This is a genomic window from Gracilibacillus halotolerans (assembly GCF_014206945.1).
GTDB lineage: Bacteria > Bacillota > Bacilli > Bacillales > Amphibacillaceae > Gracilibacillus > Gracilibacillus halotolerans.
Genome location: NZ_JACHON010000013.1, coordinates 1 through 15,311, shown reverse-complemented (window position 1 = coordinate 15,311; position 15,311 = coordinate 1). Strand labels below are relative to the sequence as shown.

The 15,311-nt window shown below is 35.9% G+C and carries 16 protein-coding genes; 12 read left to right on the top strand and 4 right to left on the bottom strand.

Annotated features, from left to right (window positions below):
• Positions 1-326: 326 nt before the first annotated feature.
• Complete coding sequence (recX, locus tag GGQ92_RS11525) at positions 327-1,139, top strand: recombination regulator RecX (RefSeq protein WP_184248861.1); 813 nt, start codon at positions 327-329, stop codon at positions 1,137-1,139.
• Position 1,140: 1 nt separating this feature from the next.
• Here the strand turns inward: recX and GGQ92_RS11520 are convergent, their stop codons facing one another.
• From GGQ92_RS11520 to GGQ92_RS11510, 3 genes are all read right to left on the bottom strand, one after another.
• Entirely contained in the window at positions 1,141-1,935 is a 795-nt protein-coding gene (locus GGQ92_RS11520; protein ID WP_184248858.1) for an HAD family hydrolase, read from the bottom strand.
• Positions 1,936-2,018: 83 nt separating this feature from the next.
• Positions 2,019-2,267 (bottom strand): Gfo/Idh/MocA family oxidoreductase, encoded by a 249-nt coding sequence (locus GGQ92_RS11515; RefSeq protein ID WP_184248855.1) that lies wholly within the window; start codon positions 2,265-2,267, stop codon positions 2,019-2,021.
• 43 nt (positions 2,268-2,310) lie between these two features.
• A complete protein-coding gene (locus tag GGQ92_RS11510) occupies positions 2,311-3,186 on the bottom strand; it encodes an AraC family transcriptional regulator (RefSeq protein WP_184248852.1) in 876 nt (291 codons plus the stop codon).
• Between the two features lie 193 nt (positions 3,187-3,379).
• Between GGQ92_RS11510 and GGQ92_RS11505 the strand changes: the two genes are divergently transcribed.
• Together GGQ92_RS11505 and GGQ92_RS11500 are read left to right on the top strand one after the other, a co-directional pair.
• Entirely contained in the window at positions 3,380-3,715 is a 336-nt protein-coding gene (locus GGQ92_RS11505) for a YfhH family protein (protein WP_184248849.1), read from the top strand.
• Between the two features lie 88 nt (positions 3,716-3,803).
• Complete coding sequence (locus tag GGQ92_RS11500; RefSeq protein WP_184248846.1) at positions 3,804-4,088, top strand: hypothetical protein; 285 nt, start codon at positions 3,804-3,806, stop codon at positions 4,086-4,088.
• A gap of 70 nt (positions 4,089-4,158) precedes the next feature.
• Here GGQ92_RS11500 and GGQ92_RS11495 read toward each other — a convergent pair whose 3' ends face one another.
• Entirely contained in the window at positions 4,159-5,145 is a 987-nt protein-coding gene (locus GGQ92_RS11495) for a metal-dependent hydrolase (protein ID WP_184248843.1), read from the bottom strand.
• A gap of 57 nt (positions 5,146-5,202) precedes the next feature.
• Between GGQ92_RS11495 and mutY the strand changes: the two genes are divergently transcribed.
• The 9 genes from mutY to GGQ92_RS11450 all read left to right on the top strand — a co-directional run bounded on the left by mutY (position 5,203) and on the right by GGQ92_RS11450 (position 15,170).
• On the top strand, positions 5,203-6,288 hold the full coding sequence (mutY, locus tag GGQ92_RS11490; protein ID WP_184248840.1) for an A/G-specific adenine glycosylase: 1,086 nt from the start codon (positions 5,203-5,205) through the stop codon (positions 6,286-6,288).
• Between the two features lie 59 nt (positions 6,289-6,347).
• On the top strand, positions 6,348-6,512 hold the full coding sequence (locus GGQ92_RS11485; protein WP_184248837.1) for a gamma-type small acid-soluble spore protein: 165 nt from the start codon (positions 6,348-6,350) through the stop codon (positions 6,510-6,512).
• 269 nt (positions 6,513-6,781) lie between these two features.
• Positions 6,782-7,309, top strand: a complete 528-nt coding sequence (gene ntdP / locus GGQ92_RS11480) for a nucleoside tri-diphosphate phosphatase (RefSeq protein WP_184248835.1) — start codon at positions 6,782-6,784, stop codon at positions 7,307-7,309.
• 17 nt (positions 7,310-7,326) lie between these two features.
• Positions 7,327-9,075, top strand: coding sequence for an ABC transporter ATP-binding protein (locus GGQ92_RS11475; RefSeq protein WP_184248832.1), 1,749 nt, complete (start codon positions 7,327-7,329; stop codon positions 9,073-9,075).
• A 371-nt stretch (positions 9,076-9,446) separates the two neighbouring features.
• Positions 9,447-9,653, top strand: coding sequence for a transcription initiation factor TFIIIB (locus GGQ92_RS11470; protein WP_184248829.1), 207 nt, complete (start codon positions 9,447-9,449; stop codon positions 9,651-9,653).
• Positions 9,654-9,939: 286 nt separating this feature from the next.
• The gene (locus tag GGQ92_RS11465; protein WP_184248826.1) at positions 9,940-11,655 is read left to right on the top strand and encodes a sensor histidine kinase; all 1,716 of its coding nucleotides are present in this window, start codon (positions 9,940-9,942) and stop codon (positions 11,653-11,655) included.
• Complete coding sequence (locus GGQ92_RS11460) at positions 11,648-13,195, top strand: response regulator transcription factor (RefSeq protein ID WP_184248823.1); 1,548 nt, start codon at positions 11,648-11,650, stop codon at positions 13,193-13,195. Before GGQ92_RS11465 ends, GGQ92_RS11460 begins: the two co-directional genes overlap by 8 nt.
• 101 nt (positions 13,196-13,296) lie before the next feature.
• Complete coding sequence (locus tag GGQ92_RS11455; protein ID WP_184248820.1) at positions 13,297-14,250, top strand: ABC transporter permease; 954 nt, start codon at positions 13,297-13,299, stop codon at positions 14,248-14,250.
• Between the two features lie 11 nt (positions 14,251-14,261).
• A complete protein-coding gene (locus tag GGQ92_RS11450) occupies positions 14,262-15,170 on the top strand; it encodes a carbohydrate ABC transporter permease (protein ID WP_184248817.1) in 909 nt (302 codons plus the stop codon).
• Positions 15,171-15,311 lie beyond the last annotated feature (141 nt).

Below are 15,311 nucleotides of genomic sequence, written 5' to 3'. Positions count from 1 at the left end.
GGGAATCGAACCCACTAGGACCAGCATTTAAGCTGGTGGCTCACCATTTGCCTTCCCAGAAATAATGATTAGGTATCATTGAAGTATCTATATATTACACAATTCAATAATCGTTGTAAATAGGAAAAACGAAAATTTTTTATGAAATTTTTGCCGTAATATGAAGTTATGTAAAGTATTATTCATTTATCGTAAATATATCATTACAAAACCGCTTATATTGGTTAATATACGTTAATTTAAAGGAATATGACTGATTTTAAAAATATTTTATTTAGGTAGAAGAACGTTTGTTTGTGTGGTAAGATAGTACCGAGGTGATAGAAATGCACGTCATAGCAAAAATCTCCGTACAGAAACGGAATAGTGAACGTTACAATGTATTCTTGTTAGAGAATGGAAAAGAGGTTTACCGTTTTAGTGTAGATGAAAAGACGCTTATCGATTTTAATTTGCGTAAAGGTATGACACTTGAAAATAAGACAATCGAAGCAATTCAACAGAAGGATGACCAATCCCGAGCGTATAATATGTCAATACGATACTTAAGCTATCGCATGCGCACGAAAAAAGAAATGAGCGATTATTTAGAAAAAAAAGAAATAGATGAAGAGACGATACAACCGATTATTGAAAAGTTGGAAATAGAAGGTTTGTTGGATGATGGTGCATTTGCGGATGCGTTTGTTTCAACGAGAATAAATACATCGACAAAGGGACCTCAATTTATAAAGAGGGAATTAATGCAAAAAGGTGTAACTGCATCTGATGCAGAGGCTGCAATAACGAAGTACACATATGAGAAACAATTAGACAAGCTTATTAAATGGGTAAGTAAAAACTTTCGTCCAACTAGTAAAAAGTCGTTTCAAGATCAAGTGCGTTCTATGAAAACGTCACTTATGCAAAAAGGATTTAGCCAAGATGTGATTCAAGAAGCTATTAAGGAAGCAGATCTAGAGAAGGACGAAGATCACGAATATGAAGCCTTACGAATACAAGGAGAGAAATTTGCGCGGAAATATAGTAAGAAGGATAGTGGATATCTATTACAACAAAAAGTAAAAGCAGCTTTATTTCGAAAAGGATTTGATTCCGCGCTCATTGATCGATTTCTCAATGAGCACTTGGAATCGTAAATTATAGAGCGGAGACTTTCTGTGTTACAAGTTCTACCGCTTCTTTCACACTATCTACTACATATGTTGCGTGGTTTTGAACCTCTTTTGGTGCTGTAGCCATTGCGAAGCTATGAGGCGTCATTTGGAACATTGGTAAATCATTAAACGAATCTCCGATTACTGCTATTTCAGTCGGATCTATTTGTAAATGTTCGGCTAATTTGCGCAATCCAAGTGATTTACTAACACCTTTAGGTACAATATCCAAGCAATGAGGATCTGAAATGTACGTTTCGGCTACGTCAGCTATATCTTGCATGATATTCTTTTGATAGGCAACAAGTTCATCTGTTTCACCGAAAAGCATAAATTTACTAGGAAGAAACGAGTCACCATATTTATCAAGAAAGTCGACACCTTCTTTTAATGGAAAGAAAAGCTCTCCCTCTAAATGTTTGAGATCTTCTGTTATTTTCGAAACAAAAATTTCATCCGCTGTAGAGATACAGTAAGGATTTGGAAAGTCCATCACCTCTAGATGGATTTTTTTGCTTGTATTGATATCAAATGTCTTTTGATAAATAAGCTCACTTTTATTAGTCAGGGTAAATGCGCCATTCTGACTAACTCGATGCCCGTTTAATTTGATTTGTTCATTAATCACCATAATTTCTCTATCCATTCTGCCTGTTGCAATCGCAAAATCGATATGATGATCTTCCAATGTATGAAGTGCTGCAATATCATCTGGGGCAATATGTCTCCCTTTTTTGAGCAAAGTTCCATCCAAGTCAGTTGCAAATAATTTAACCATTGTGATGTCCTTTCTTTTGTGTAATTCCATCACTTATAGTATATCGTTCAAGGATAAATGAAAGCAACCGAATCAACCCAGCCCTATGTAGAGTATTGAAGGGAGGGGTGAAAACTAAGTACTGCTTCTACGCGTTGTTGTCGTATCATTTCACGATAGTCTCGATAGACAGGAATAAATGGATAATATGCTTGAACTTCTTCCATTACGCGAGAATCCGGAATATAAATGGCTACGACTTGTACCTCTTGAATTAAACCATCTTCAATAAAAGATATATATGCCTTTACTTCAGCATTCCACCCAACTATCCCTAATCTTAAATTTCGCATGGACTACATTCCACCCTTTCTTATAATTAGTTGTTACTGAGGGTTAAACTCTAGGTCGAGTAGACGGATGACCAATCTGAAAAATCTCTAATCGTTTCTTTCTATATTCTTTAGGAGAAATTCCTAGTTTCCCTTTAAAATAGCGACTAAAGTGAGAGGCATTTTCAAATCCACTCTCATAGGCAACTTCTTCAATTGGCATTTTCGCCTTAGCTTCTAATAAATATCGCGCATGTCTAAGACGAGTATGCATAACGTATTCCATAATGGTGTAACCAGTCATTTCTTTGAATACGTGTGAAACATAAGATTTGTGAAAACATAGATGGTCCGCAATATCTGCGATAGTAAAATAAGATGAGAAATTTTCTTGGATATAAACAGCGATTTTTTCTGCATGCTCCATTTTTATACTCGAGTGTACATGTTGAATCGCTTCATCTGTTCGTGATAAATGGCTGATTTGCACGAGTAATTGAGCCAATAAGAAATGGAGCTCCCATTCTTTTTCGGCTTGCTTATATGTGTGAGATAGAGATACTTCACTCATTCGATTAAAGACGGAATCTACGGAATGAAGAACCGCGCTATTATCAGAGCGAATTAGGCAGTGTTGATTTTGAAACATGTCTAATAGCTTCTCAGCTTTCACAGCTTCTAAAGTCCTTAAGATAGAATCAGGATGAAAATGAACATGACTACGGATATAGGAAGTACCCTCCAAAATATTTGGTCGATGAAGAACAAGTCCGCTTATTAGCAATATATCCCCAGGTTCCAAATCGTAAATTTGATTGTTTACAAAATAACGACAGACACCTTCGTGAAACATAAATATTTCAAAATCTTCATGTGAATGAAATTGATTTAATTTTGGATTTCCATCGATACGATATTTTACAGAAAGGACGTGGTCCATTTACTTTCCCACCTTTAGCCTATCTTAGTTTTATTTTAATGTACTATAGCATAACTTAACATAACTAACAGTGTGTGTTTCCAATGAAAAATGTACTAGAACTGCTCTTCCATTAAAAGCTCAAATTCGAATTACTTCTATGAGCGACATCTTATGTTAAAATAAACGTAATAACTATGGTTGGGGTGGCATAATGGAAAGAAGATATAGCACGTATACGGTAGGGGAACTTCGTAAAGAGATAAGCAAGTTGAAGGAACAAGCACAGAAAGCGGAGCAGTTAGGAAATGTAAGTGAGTATGAAATCATCGTCCGAAAAATGCAAATGGCTGCTGCCTATATGGTGAACCCGGATGAATTTAAAAAAGGGGAGCGCTATGAATTGTTAGGGGATCCTGGTCATACATTCGAAATCACTTATAAGAAAGGTGTTTTTGCATGGGGACACCGTATTAACCTATTGAATCAAAAAGTCGAGACAGAGGAAGCTATTCCAATGTCATTATTAGGACAAAAAGTAGAGGCTTAAAGAATGCGTTTCATTGACTTTACCTATATTCAAATGTAAACTATAATGGATATAACTATTGATATAATCATTATTATGAGGTGACAATATGGCTCAAGCAACGGTAATCATTTGGGCAGTGTTAACTGTACTTGTTGTAATTTTAAATGTAGTTTTTGGGAAAGCAAAACCTGCAAAAAGCTTTGCAACCTATATACCAGGTGCGGTTGTTTTCTTTGTTGGCCTAGTGTTTTTAACACTATCTAGCTCTATGAGCCGAGTAGAGATTCTCGGTGCTGGATTTGGCGGATGGGGAATTGCATGTTTGATGGCTGCAACAACAGCATTATTAATTACGGCAGTTTATGATTCAAACCGCCACCAAAGTGCGTAATAAAAAAGCCTGTAACAACCAATGTTGATTACAGGCTTTTTTACGTTTATTAATTGTTTTATTCATATGGTTAAACCATTCGTTCTCCGGTATTCAGTTTGTTCTGCAGTTTTCGTTCAGAGTAAACCCATCCGGTAAAAGAATTCATAATACAGTTATTATCGTCAATGTGAACGACAGCGATAAACGGATAATGACCGTCATTTCGATAGCGTAAATCATAAAGACGAAGCTCGTTAAAGTCATCATAATAATTTATTTCCCATCGATAAATTGGGGAAAAAGATAAAAAGGCGGATATATTTTTATCTTGTTTTGCTATCTGTACAAAGGGAGTATCAGGTAACGGCTCTCGTTTAAACCGATCCATCATTTTAATATGACCATCTTCTACTCGTCCTACATAATAGGCATCTTCTGTTGTAAGAGCGATGCGCCATATGTTTTGCTTCGTAGTAGGTGATGTGGCGATAAATTCTACGTGGTCAAAATGTTGTTTAATTAATTTCACAATTTCTCGTTTATCTAAATACCTTTTTATATAGTAAAGAAAAATAATGAAATATATGGTAAGCCATGTATAGCCAGGGTTGGCACCAAGTATCCACGCAATAATACCAATAACATGGAAGTTAAAGATATAAGGATCGAAGGTACTGATAAATCCATGGGCTACCCATTTATTCGAAAATGGACGATATGCTTGCGTACCGTAGGCGTTAAATATATCAACGAATACGTGTAAAATCACAGCTAAAAACGTCCATAACCATAAATGAAGAAAGTTTACATCAGGAACAAAAAAGTAAATGATACTTGATATAAATAGACCCCAGAAAACGACTGCAGGGATCGAATGTGTAATGCCGCGATGGTTACGTATATATGCTGCATTATTTCGCAGTTTTAGTACCGTATCGAAATCAGGTGCATGGGAACCAGCAATCGTTCCGACCATAACTGCAGTAAATAAGGTAGTATCGCTTTGGACAACAGGATCAAGTGTAGCTAATCCACCTAAAGCAATTCCCATTGTAATATGAGTAGCGGTATCCATTATTTTCGTGGCTCCTTTCTGCAGGTGTTTTACCATTTTAACAAAAGGATGATATAAGTGAAAGGGACAGACAATCTAGCCTCTTCTATTAATATACCCAAATTTCAAGAAGACTTAATATCTTGGTTTGAAAAAGAACAAAGAGTACTCCCTTGGAGAGAAAATCAAGATCCTTATCGAGTTTGGGTTTCAGAAATTATGTTACAACAAACAAAAGTCGATACTGTAATTCCATATTATCTCCGTTTTATGGAGAAATTTCCGACTCTTGAAGCTTTAGCTTACGCAGAAGAACAGGATGTACTAAAAGCTTGGGAAGGTCTTGGTTACTATTCCCGTGCTCGTAATTTACAAACAGCAGTGCGAGAAGTAGTAGAAGTATATGACGCTAAAGTACCCGATAATCCATCGGAAATTGGCTCGCTTAAAGGAATTGGACCGTATACTCAAGGAGCGATACTCAGCATTGCCTATAACAAGCCAGAACCAGCTGTAGATGGAAATGTGATGAGAGTGTTATCAAGAATTTTACTCATTAGGGAAGATATCGCAAAGCCAAAAACACGAAAGCTATTTGAACAAGCAGTGAGAGAGCTTATTTCTGAATCCAATCCATCCTACTTCAATCAAGGCATGATGGAACTCGGTGCATTAATATGTACTCCAAGAAAACCAAGCTGTCTCCTATGTCCAGTCCAAGAACATTGTGTAGCATTCGAAAAAGGTGTTCAAGAGGAGCTTCCAGTAAAAGTTAAGAAAATAAAAAAGACGACACATTCCTATTTTGCGCTAATCCTAGAAGATAATGCTGGCAATATATTGATCGAGAAACGTCCAGATGAAGGTTTGTTAGCGCAGTTATGGCAATTTCCAATGATCGATAAAAAGAAAGTAGATCAGCAACATCTCCAAACTTTTATCGAAAATAAGTTCGAGACCAAAATAGAATCAATGGAAGTAAAGGAACCAGTGAAGCATATATTTTCCCATCTTGTTTGGCAGCTAGATGTCATATATGTAAAGCTTAAGCAGAGTATTAAAGTAGAAGAGAATACGACGCTAGTAACGAAGGAAGGGATAAGTACCTTTCCATTACCTGTTTCTCATCAAAAAATCCACAAGCAAATCCCGGATACTGAGTAAAAAAATTTAGGATAAAAATATTTAGACTGGGTATATTAATGCTCGTGGAGGTGATATTGATGGCTAAGAAAAACAATGCGAGTAAAACGAACGCACAAGAGGTAAGACGTCAAAATCAGCAAGCAGCGCAAGGAAACTCTAAATACGGTACAGAGTTCGCTAGTGAAACAAATGCAGAAGAGGTAAGACAACAAAATCAAAAATCTCAGCAAAACAAAAAATAAGTAAGGTTTGCCAAAACATAGCAATTGTCAAGCTATGACGTGCTCCCGAAGCTTAATCCTTATCATCTGATAGGGGTTAAGCTTTTTATTTTATAATCCATTTAACTTGTTAAAAAAGAATTTAAACCAAGTTATCCGATAGGTTTTTACCGATAATACATGTAGTTTGAAATGTTTTCTTTTGCATTCTATACCCGTTATAATAAGTAATATAACTACGCGCTGTTATATTAATAGCATAACAAACAATAAAAGAGAGGAAAATATGCATGGATGGCCTGGAGCCCGGTAAGAACATTCAAATCCAAAGCTATAAGCATAATGGTCAACTCCACCGCGTTTGGGAAACAACTACCATTTTAAAAGGGACAAGCAATAAAGTAATCGGAGCAAATGATAAAACTCTTGTAACTGAAAGCGACGGTAGGACATGGATTACAAGAGAGCCAGCAATTTGCTTTTTTCATGCAAAATACTGGTTTAATATTATTGGAATGCTTCGCGAAGATGGTATTTATTATTACTGCAATATTAGCTCTCCCTTCGTTTATGAGGATGGAGCAGTAAAATATATTGACTATGATTTGGATGTTAAAGTGTTCCCGGATATGACATATACACTTTTGGATGAAGATGAGTATGAGCTTCACAAAGTAAGAATGAATTATCCGAAAGTATTAGATAAAATCCTAAAGAACAATATGGAACAATTACTTCATTGGATCAGACAGCGAAAAGGTCCGTTCGCTCCTGACTTCGTGGATTCGTGGTATGAAATTTACTTGACCTATCGATAAAAGGAGAGTTGATATTTTTGGACAGTATAAAACGGTATTTAGCTTTCGTGTATCCCTATAAGTGGAAGATTCTATTAACGATTGTCATAGGGATTGTGAAATTCTCTATACCGCTTTTAATTCCGTTAATCGTAAAATATGTAATTGATAATATAATTGGTGCAGAAGCATTAACAACGAGTGAAAAGCTTTCTGAGCTCTTTTGGTTGATGGGTCTTGCAGCAATTATATTTGTTGTTTTAAGACCTCCCGTAGAGTACTATCGCCAATATTTAGCTCAGTGGGTAGGTAATAAAATTTTATATGATATACGTGACAAGTTATTTGATCATATTCAAAGATTGAGCTTGAAGTTTTATGCACGAACGAAAACAGGAGAGATTATCTCTCGAGTAATTCATGATGTAGAACAGACGAAGAACTTTGTTATAACCGGATTAATGAATATATGGTTAGACGTGATTACAATATTTATTGCGATCGGCATCATGCTTACGTTAGACGTCTGGCTTACGATTGTTGCTATTATATTGTTTCCTGTTTATGGCGCCTCTGTTAAACTCTTTTACGGTAGATTACGTGAACTTACTAGAAATAGATCTCAAGCACTTGCACAAGTTCAAGGACACTTACATGAACGAGTTCAAGGTATTCCTGTGACGAGAAGTTTTGCTTTAGAAGATTATGAAGGACGCGAATTTGATAAGCAAAATAAAAATTTCCTTCAGCGTGCAATCGACCATACAGAGTGGAATGCAAGGACTTTTGCTGTGATGAATACAATCACGGACGTAGCACCACTATTAGTGATTGGGTTTGCAGGGTATTTCGCGATTACTTCTGGTTTAACGGTTGGAACAATTGCCGCTTTTGTCGGATATATGGATCTTGTATATAATCCGCTTCGTCGTTTAATTAGTTCATCCACTGTCCTCGTTCAATCTATCGCTTCGATGGATCGTGTATTTGAATTTGTAGATGAGGACTATGATATTAAGGATAAAGACGATGCGAAACGCTTAGATGTTGTTCATGGAGATGTAAAATTCGACCAAGTTAGCTTTCGTTATGAAGATGAGGAAGATATCGTCCTGAAAAATATAAACCTTGATATTCGAAGAGGGGAAACCATCGCACTCGTTGGGATGAGTGGTGGGGGTAAATCCACAATTATTAGCTTGATTCCGCGCTTTTACGATGTAACCTCTGGTCAAATTCTAATAGATGGAATGGATATTCGCGATATGAAGGTTCGTTCACTGCGAGATAAAATTGGTATGGTTTTACAAGATAACATCTTATTCAGTGAATCGATTGCTTTCAATATCCGAATGGGTAATCCAGAGGCATCTGATGAAGAAGTGATTGCAGCAGCAAAAGCAGCAAACGCCCATGAATTTATTACTGGTTTGTCCAAAGGTTACGATACACTAGTTGGGGAACGTGGTGTGAAGTTATCTGGTGGACAGAAACAGAGAATTGCGATCGCGCGAGTGTTCTTAAAGAATCCACCAATTCTTATTTTGGATGAGGCGACATCTGCACTAGATTTGGAGAGCGAGAGCCTTATCCAAGATGCACTAGAAAAACTAGCATCAGAACGAACAACATTTATTGTAGCTCACCGTTTATCAACTATTACACATGCCGACCGTATCATTTTGATTGAAAACGGAGAGGTAATGGAAGAAGGAACACATCGAGAGCTAATGGATAAAAAGGGAGCTTACTACGACTTATATCAAGTACAAGAATTAGATGATTAATCAAAAGGGAGCCTGGCGTAATTGTCAGGTTCTTTTTCGTTTCTATTTGTAACATCAGATATATACTCTCCAAAATCGGATACCAGCAATTAACATTAGATAACTCCTCCTCAAAATCAGAAAACAGCAACCAACATTAGATAACTCCTCCTCAAAATCGGATAACCACCCTCGAATATCAGATTACAACAAAAAGTAGACTTTCCTACACATTTACATAGTTTGAACAAATAAAAAGTGGGAATATAATAAGTTGCCTAGATGATTCAATTGGTATGTAAATCAACTACTAAATGAACATTAAAGGGAAATGAATCCAATTAACATTTAAAACGTATGTATAAGTAGAATGAATTTGAAGGAGGTACTTTATGAATAAATATAATGATATAAAAGAATGTCCAAAGTGCGGTGAGAAGGAATTAGGTGTAGGTATTCAGAATGGCTATGCAGCCATATTTCCAAAAGGTACAATGAGTTTCGGAGCTAATATTGAACACATTATTTGTACGGAATGCGGATTACTCATTGAAACATATGTTATGAAGCCAGATAAATTTAAGAATACGATGTTTTAAAAATATCTTCGAATAACTGAATCGTTCATCTAAATGAAGCTGTATCCCCATAGTTGTTTTGAAAACAACGGCGGAGGTGCAGTTTTTTTATTATATAAATGAGTACAAAAATCTGAAAAACACTAGTTATCTGCCCCATTTTCCGTTATGATAATAGTAATTGCTTTTAACCTAATCGATTAAGTAAAAGGTGGTGTTATAAATAAAGTTTCACAGACTTAAAACTTTTTTTAATAACATCAAGCTTAGGAATAAATTATTTATTTCCTTTGTAGTGGTCGTGTTCTTGCCAGTTTTAATCGTAGGTGGTTATTTAACGAATGAGCTACGAAAGGTGGCTATCAAGGAGGCAGAAGAACAACAATCAGCTAACTTAGAACGAGTAAAAGATCGGTTGATGGAGTTGTTTGTTGTGCCAATTGAGTTGTCCAATCATGTAATGGTCGATTATCGGCTAGAAAATATTATTAATCAAGAGTACGAATCGGTCTATCAGGTAGTAGACGAATATTGGAAATATCAAACATTACGGGATTATGTAAGGATGTACAATACGGAGATATCCAATTTGCGTTTTTATACGGATAATTCCACATTGCTTAATAATTGGGAAATCATTCCCCTTACTGAGGAAATCGCTAAAGAGCATTGGTATAAGCAAGCTATAGCTAATCCAGGTTCATTAAATTGGCAGTATATCGAGGATGAAACGAAAAATAATCAACATTTTCTTAGTTTAGTAAGAAGGATTGATTTTACTCCATTCCATACCAGTGGTGTCTTGGTCGTCAATGTGAATCCAAATACGTTGCATACGATCGTTTCACAAGAGACGTCGTTAGTTATGTTGGTTGATGATAATCAGAATATCATCTCTTCGAATAATAACAATCAAATTGGAAAGAAACTTAATAAGTATATCCAGCTTAAAGAAGTACTCGCAGGAAAGATAGGGAGCTTTCAAGAATTGAATGGTGGAGATGCTAGGAGAGTATATGTTCAGGAGGTCCCACTCCAAAATACTAATAATCAATTGCGAATTATATCAGTCGTCGACGAAGATAAGATTATAAGTAATGCCAAGTATTTCGGGGAGATGGGAATCATACTTATCTCGATTACCATTAGTTTCGCGCTTATCATCATTTACATTGTGTCGCGATTATTATCAAGTCGTCTCGTTTTTCTTAGTAAAAAAATAAAAGAAGTTTCTCAGGGGAATTTTAATGTGCGAACGATTATCGATGGAGAGGACGAAATAGGCATACTATCTCGACACCTCGATAGTATGATTCGAAACACGAAGGAATTAATTAATAAAGTTAATAAGACAAACCAACAAAAAAGTCTGTTAGAGAGAAGACAAAGTGAGATGAAATTTAAAATGTTAGCGTCTCAAATTAATCCGCACTTTTTATTTAACTCCTTAGAATCTTTAAGGATGGAAGCACATTCCTTAGGAGCGGAAGAACTTGCAAATACAATTAAATCATTGGGGAAATTTATTAGAAATAACTTAGAGGTAACTTCCGAGCAGATAACGCTCGAGCAGGAATTAGAATTAGTAAAGCTGTATTTAGAAATTCAGAAATTCCGCTTTGATAATCGCTTGCGATATGTTTTTCGGGTGGATCCCGACAGTCTTGAGACTCTTATTCCTCCTTTAATTATTCAGCCCTTAGTAGAAAATAGTGTTATCCATGGATTAGAAGGATTGATGGAAGGAGGGATAGTGGAAGTGAAAATTGAGCTTAATCAACATATACTTGATGTAAAAGTCACAGATAATGGCGTAGGAATGGATGAACAAACACTAGCGAAAATTCAGACTATGATGAATGAAGAAGATGAGGAAAAAGTGACAAGGTTAGGTTTGCGAAATATTCATCAGCGACTACAGATTATTTATGGAAACAAAAGTGGGTTGCGTATTAGTAGTAAGCAAGGAGAAGGTACTAGTATATCTTTTTCAGTGAAAGTGGGAGGGGAATCGATTGTATAAAGTTATTGTTGTGGACGATGAACGCCGGACTAGAATTGGTATTACGACTATTATAGATTGGAAACAAAGTGGATTTAAGATTGTCGATACAGCTGCTAATGGGTTTGATGCGTTAACGAAGTACGAGGAGCACATTCCGGATCTTTTTATAGTTGATATCAAAATGCCTGGAATGAATGGAATGGAGCTGGTCGAAAGATTAAAAGAAAAAAATAAACACATAAAAATCATCTTTTTGAGTGGGTTTGCAGAATTCGAATACGCACAACAAGCGATACGATTTCAAGCTGCTGGTTATTTATTAAAGCCACTAGAAGAAGGTGAATTAATGAAATTACTAGCAAAGGTAAAAGGTGAACTCGATAAAGAAAGGCAAGTTTCTCAAACTATTAAATGGAAAGTGGAGGAAGAAAACAATCGTCTCATTGCGACAACGCTAAAAGGAACAATAACTGAAGAGGCAAAGCAATTTTTTCAATACCATTTAGACTGGAATCGATACACTCTTTTGCTCATCAAAATTGCGAATTTACATGAAGTAGATACTACATCAGTTGTTCACGAGTTACGACTTATTTGTAATGAAGAAGGTATAGTATTTCATTGTGAAGGAAACTACGGTTTAATGACGAACTACGAATTGACCAGTAGGAGATGGACCGAATTATGTCGTAAAGTAAAGAATATTATGGATAAAAGCGGGTTAATTTTTTGCTGCGCTATCTCAACCTCAGCGAACACCATACAGGATATACCGAAGAGCTACCAAGAGGCAGAGTATTTATTAGAAGACAGCTTTTATTATGAGAAGGAATTTATCACAATAGACACATCCTCATGGTGTGAACGTAAAATGGATCACTCACATTCGGTTGGATTTATGAAAGATAAATTAGCCTACGCTACTGAGTTATCAGATAAAGGATCTATTTCAAAAACTGTAGAAGAAATGATAATCCTATATGCTAAACAACGTGTATCGTCGACTGTTGTAAAAAAACAGATAAGTCAGATGCTGTTGGAAATTACAGATAGACTTTCCGATATGTATCCCGGAGTGAAATGTCAATTTAAACGAAATCAATTAAATTCTGGTCGACTATTAACTATCCTTCAAGCAAAAGACATCATCCCTTTCGCAACCGAGTATTTAGTGGAATTGGCTAGATGTATTAATCAAGACAATCAACAATTGATTGTAAAGAAAATGAAGCATTTCATTGAAAACCACTATCACGAAAATATTAGATTAAGCATGCTAGCAGACTTATTAAATTATCATAAAGGTTATTTAGGGAAAATTTTTAAAGATAATACTGGAGAGTATTTCAACACGTATGTCGATAAGCTTCGTATAAGTAAAAGTAAGATATTACTCAAGCAAGGTTATAAAGTGTATGAGGTAGCGGTACTGGTTGGGTATCATAATGCAGATTATTTTTATAATAAATTTAAAAAATACGAAAGTGTCTCGCCATCAAAGTATCGAAAAAACCATATGTCAATCCAAGATAGGAAGGGAGAAACCGCTATAAATTGAAAGCGGTTTCTTTATTTGTGTAGGAATTTACAGTTAATTTACCATGTATTTCTCTTTAGGCTTATTCGTTACAATTAGAAAACAAGAAGGGAGTGGAGGAAATGCAATTAGCCAAAAAACAGTCCAAAGCAAAGGTAGGTAAATGGCAATCCTTTTGGAAAGTAACTAAAAATCAAAAAATATTATATGCCATGTCACTTCCGTTTGTATTATGGGTTTTTGTTTTTAATTATTTGCCCGTATGGGGTTGGACGATGGCCTTCCAAAATTACGTCCCTGGAAAAGCATTTTTAGATCAAGAGTGGGTAGGCTTACAGCATTTCATTCAATTATTTCAAGATGAGCGCTTCTTTTTAGTTATGAGAAATACACTAGCGATGAGTTTTTTAGGGTTAATCTTTGGATTCACGATCCCTATTATTTTCGCTATTTTGCTGAATGAAGTGAGAAACACACTCTTTAAAAGGATAACGCAAACTGTTACGTATCTTCCTCACTTTGTTTCTTGGGTAGTTGTAGCAGGGATTGTAACGAAAATGCTATCAACCGATGGTGGAGTAGTAAATGATATTTTAGTAGGTTTAGGAATACTAAATCAGCCATATCAATTCATGGCGGACGGCCGATTGTTTTGGGGAATCGTCACTGTCTCTGATATATGGAAGGAGATGGGTTGGAATGCAATTATCTTTTTAGCTGCTATTGCTGGATTAGATCCTCAGTTGTACGAAGCAGCAAAAGTAGATGGTGCGAATCGTTTTCGGCAAATTTGGCATATTACGTTGCCGGGGATTCGGCCTACAATTCTGATTGTACTGATTTTAAATATTGGTCATTTGATTCAAATAGGTTTTGAAAAACAAATGCTCCTTGGGAATCCTCTAGTTCTGGAATATGCAGAAGTATTGGAATTATATGCATTGAACTACGGAATTGGATTGGGGCAATTCTCATACGGTACGGCCATTGGTATATTTAATTCCGTTGTTAGTATTACATTGCTATTGCTGGCAAACGGTATCTTTAAACGATATTCCAACCAAAGTGTTATGTAGGAGGGGTGGAAATGAAATTAGGTGTAGATAAGTTAACGGCAGGAGATCGTATTTTTGAGATTATAAATTATCTTTTTCTCAGTTTCATTATTGTGGTAACTTTGTATCCATTTTTGAATGTTTTAGCCATCTCATTAAACGATTCGACAGATACTGTAAGGGGTGGCATTTACATATGGCCACGAGAATTCACAATGTCTAATTACATGGAAATTTTTAAATACGATAATCTCGTAACAGGATTTACCAACTCCGTGTTAAGAACGATAATCGGTACAGTGCTTGGCCTTTTTATACAAGCAATGGTTGCGTTCACCTTAAGCAGAGCAGATTTTCAGGGAAGAAAATTTGTTTCAACTGCAATTGTATTAACGATGTATTTTTCAGGTGGATTAATTCCAGGTTATATGCTTATTCGTGATTTAGGATTAATCAATTCTTTTTGGGTGTATATTTTGCCAGGATTAGTAAGCGCCTTCAACATCATCATCATTCGTTCATTTATGGACAGTTTACCTATCTCTTTACAAGAATCAGCAAAAATGGATGGAGCAAATGATTTCGTCATCTTTTATCGAGTTATCCTGCCGTTGTGTAAGCCTGTATTGGCTACTATCGCCCTCTTTATTGCGGTCGGTCAATGGAATTCTTGGTTTGATACGTATTTATACAACAGCATGAATGAAAATCTAACGACGCTTCAATACGAGTTAATGAAAATTTTAGAAAACACTTCTATAGGTGGAAGTCAAGATGCCAATATGATGCGGCCTAATAGTGAGGAACAAGTAGCTAGAGTTTCGCCACAATCTATTAAGATGGCGATAACGATGGTTACCATTCTACCAATTATGATGGTATATCCATTCTTGCAGCGCTACTTTATTCAAGGGATGACCTTAGGTGCTGTGAAGCAATAATTTTTGGTATGTACAGGTAATTCCTGTTTATACAATAAATCAATATAGGAGCATTCCTGTAATGAAGAAATTTGAGGGTTGAACGAAAGAGAGCCCCCTTGGTATGATACGAGGTGTCCAAAGCTTCGAAGCAAAAAGGAC

Bases quoted from the DNA above. Each gene is read 5' to 3' on its own strand.
- recX (WP_184248861.1), top strand. From the start codon at position 327: ATGCACGTCATAGCAAAAATCTCCGTACAGAAACGGAATAGTGAACGT.
- GGQ92_RS11520 (WP_184248858.1), bottom strand. From the start codon at position 1,935: ATGGTTAAATTATTTGCAACTGACTTGGATGGAACTTTGCTCAAAAAA.
- GGQ92_RS11515 (WP_184248855.1), bottom strand. From the start codon at position 2,267: ATGCGAAATTTAAGATTAGGGATAGTTGGGTGGAATGCTGAAGTAAAG.
- GGQ92_RS11510 (WP_184248852.1), bottom strand. From the start codon at position 3,186: ATGGACCACGTCCTTTCTGTAAAATATCGTATCGATGGAAATCCAAAA.
- GGQ92_RS11505 (WP_184248849.1), top strand. From the start codon at position 3,380: ATGGAAAGAAGATATAGCACGTATACGGTAGGGGAACTTCGTAAAGAG.
- GGQ92_RS11500 (WP_184248846.1), top strand. From the start codon at position 3,804: ATGGCTCAAGCAACGGTAATCATTTGGGCAGTGTTAACTGTACTTGTT.
- GGQ92_RS11495 (WP_184248843.1), bottom strand. From the start codon at position 5,145: ATGGATACCGCTACTCATATTACAATGGGAATTGCTTTAGGTGGATTA.
- GGQ92_RS11485 (WP_184248837.1), top strand. From the start codon at position 6,348: ATGGCTAAGAAAAACAATGCGAGTAAAACGAACGCACAAGAGGTAAGA.
- ntdP (WP_184248835.1), top strand. From the start codon at position 6,782: ATGGATGGCCTGGAGCCCGGTAAGAACATTCAAATCCAAAGCTATAAG.
- GGQ92_RS11470 (WP_184248829.1), top strand. From the start codon at position 9,447: ATGAATAAATATAATGATATAAAAGAATGTCCAAAGTGCGGTGAGAAG.
- GGQ92_RS11455 (WP_184248820.1), top strand. From the start codon at position 13,297: ATGCAATTAGCCAAAAAACAGTCCAAAGCAAAGGTAGGTAAATGGCAA.
- GGQ92_RS11450 (WP_184248817.1), top strand. From the start codon at position 14,262: ATGAAATTAGGTGTAGATAAGTTAACGGCAGGAGATCGTATTTTTGAG.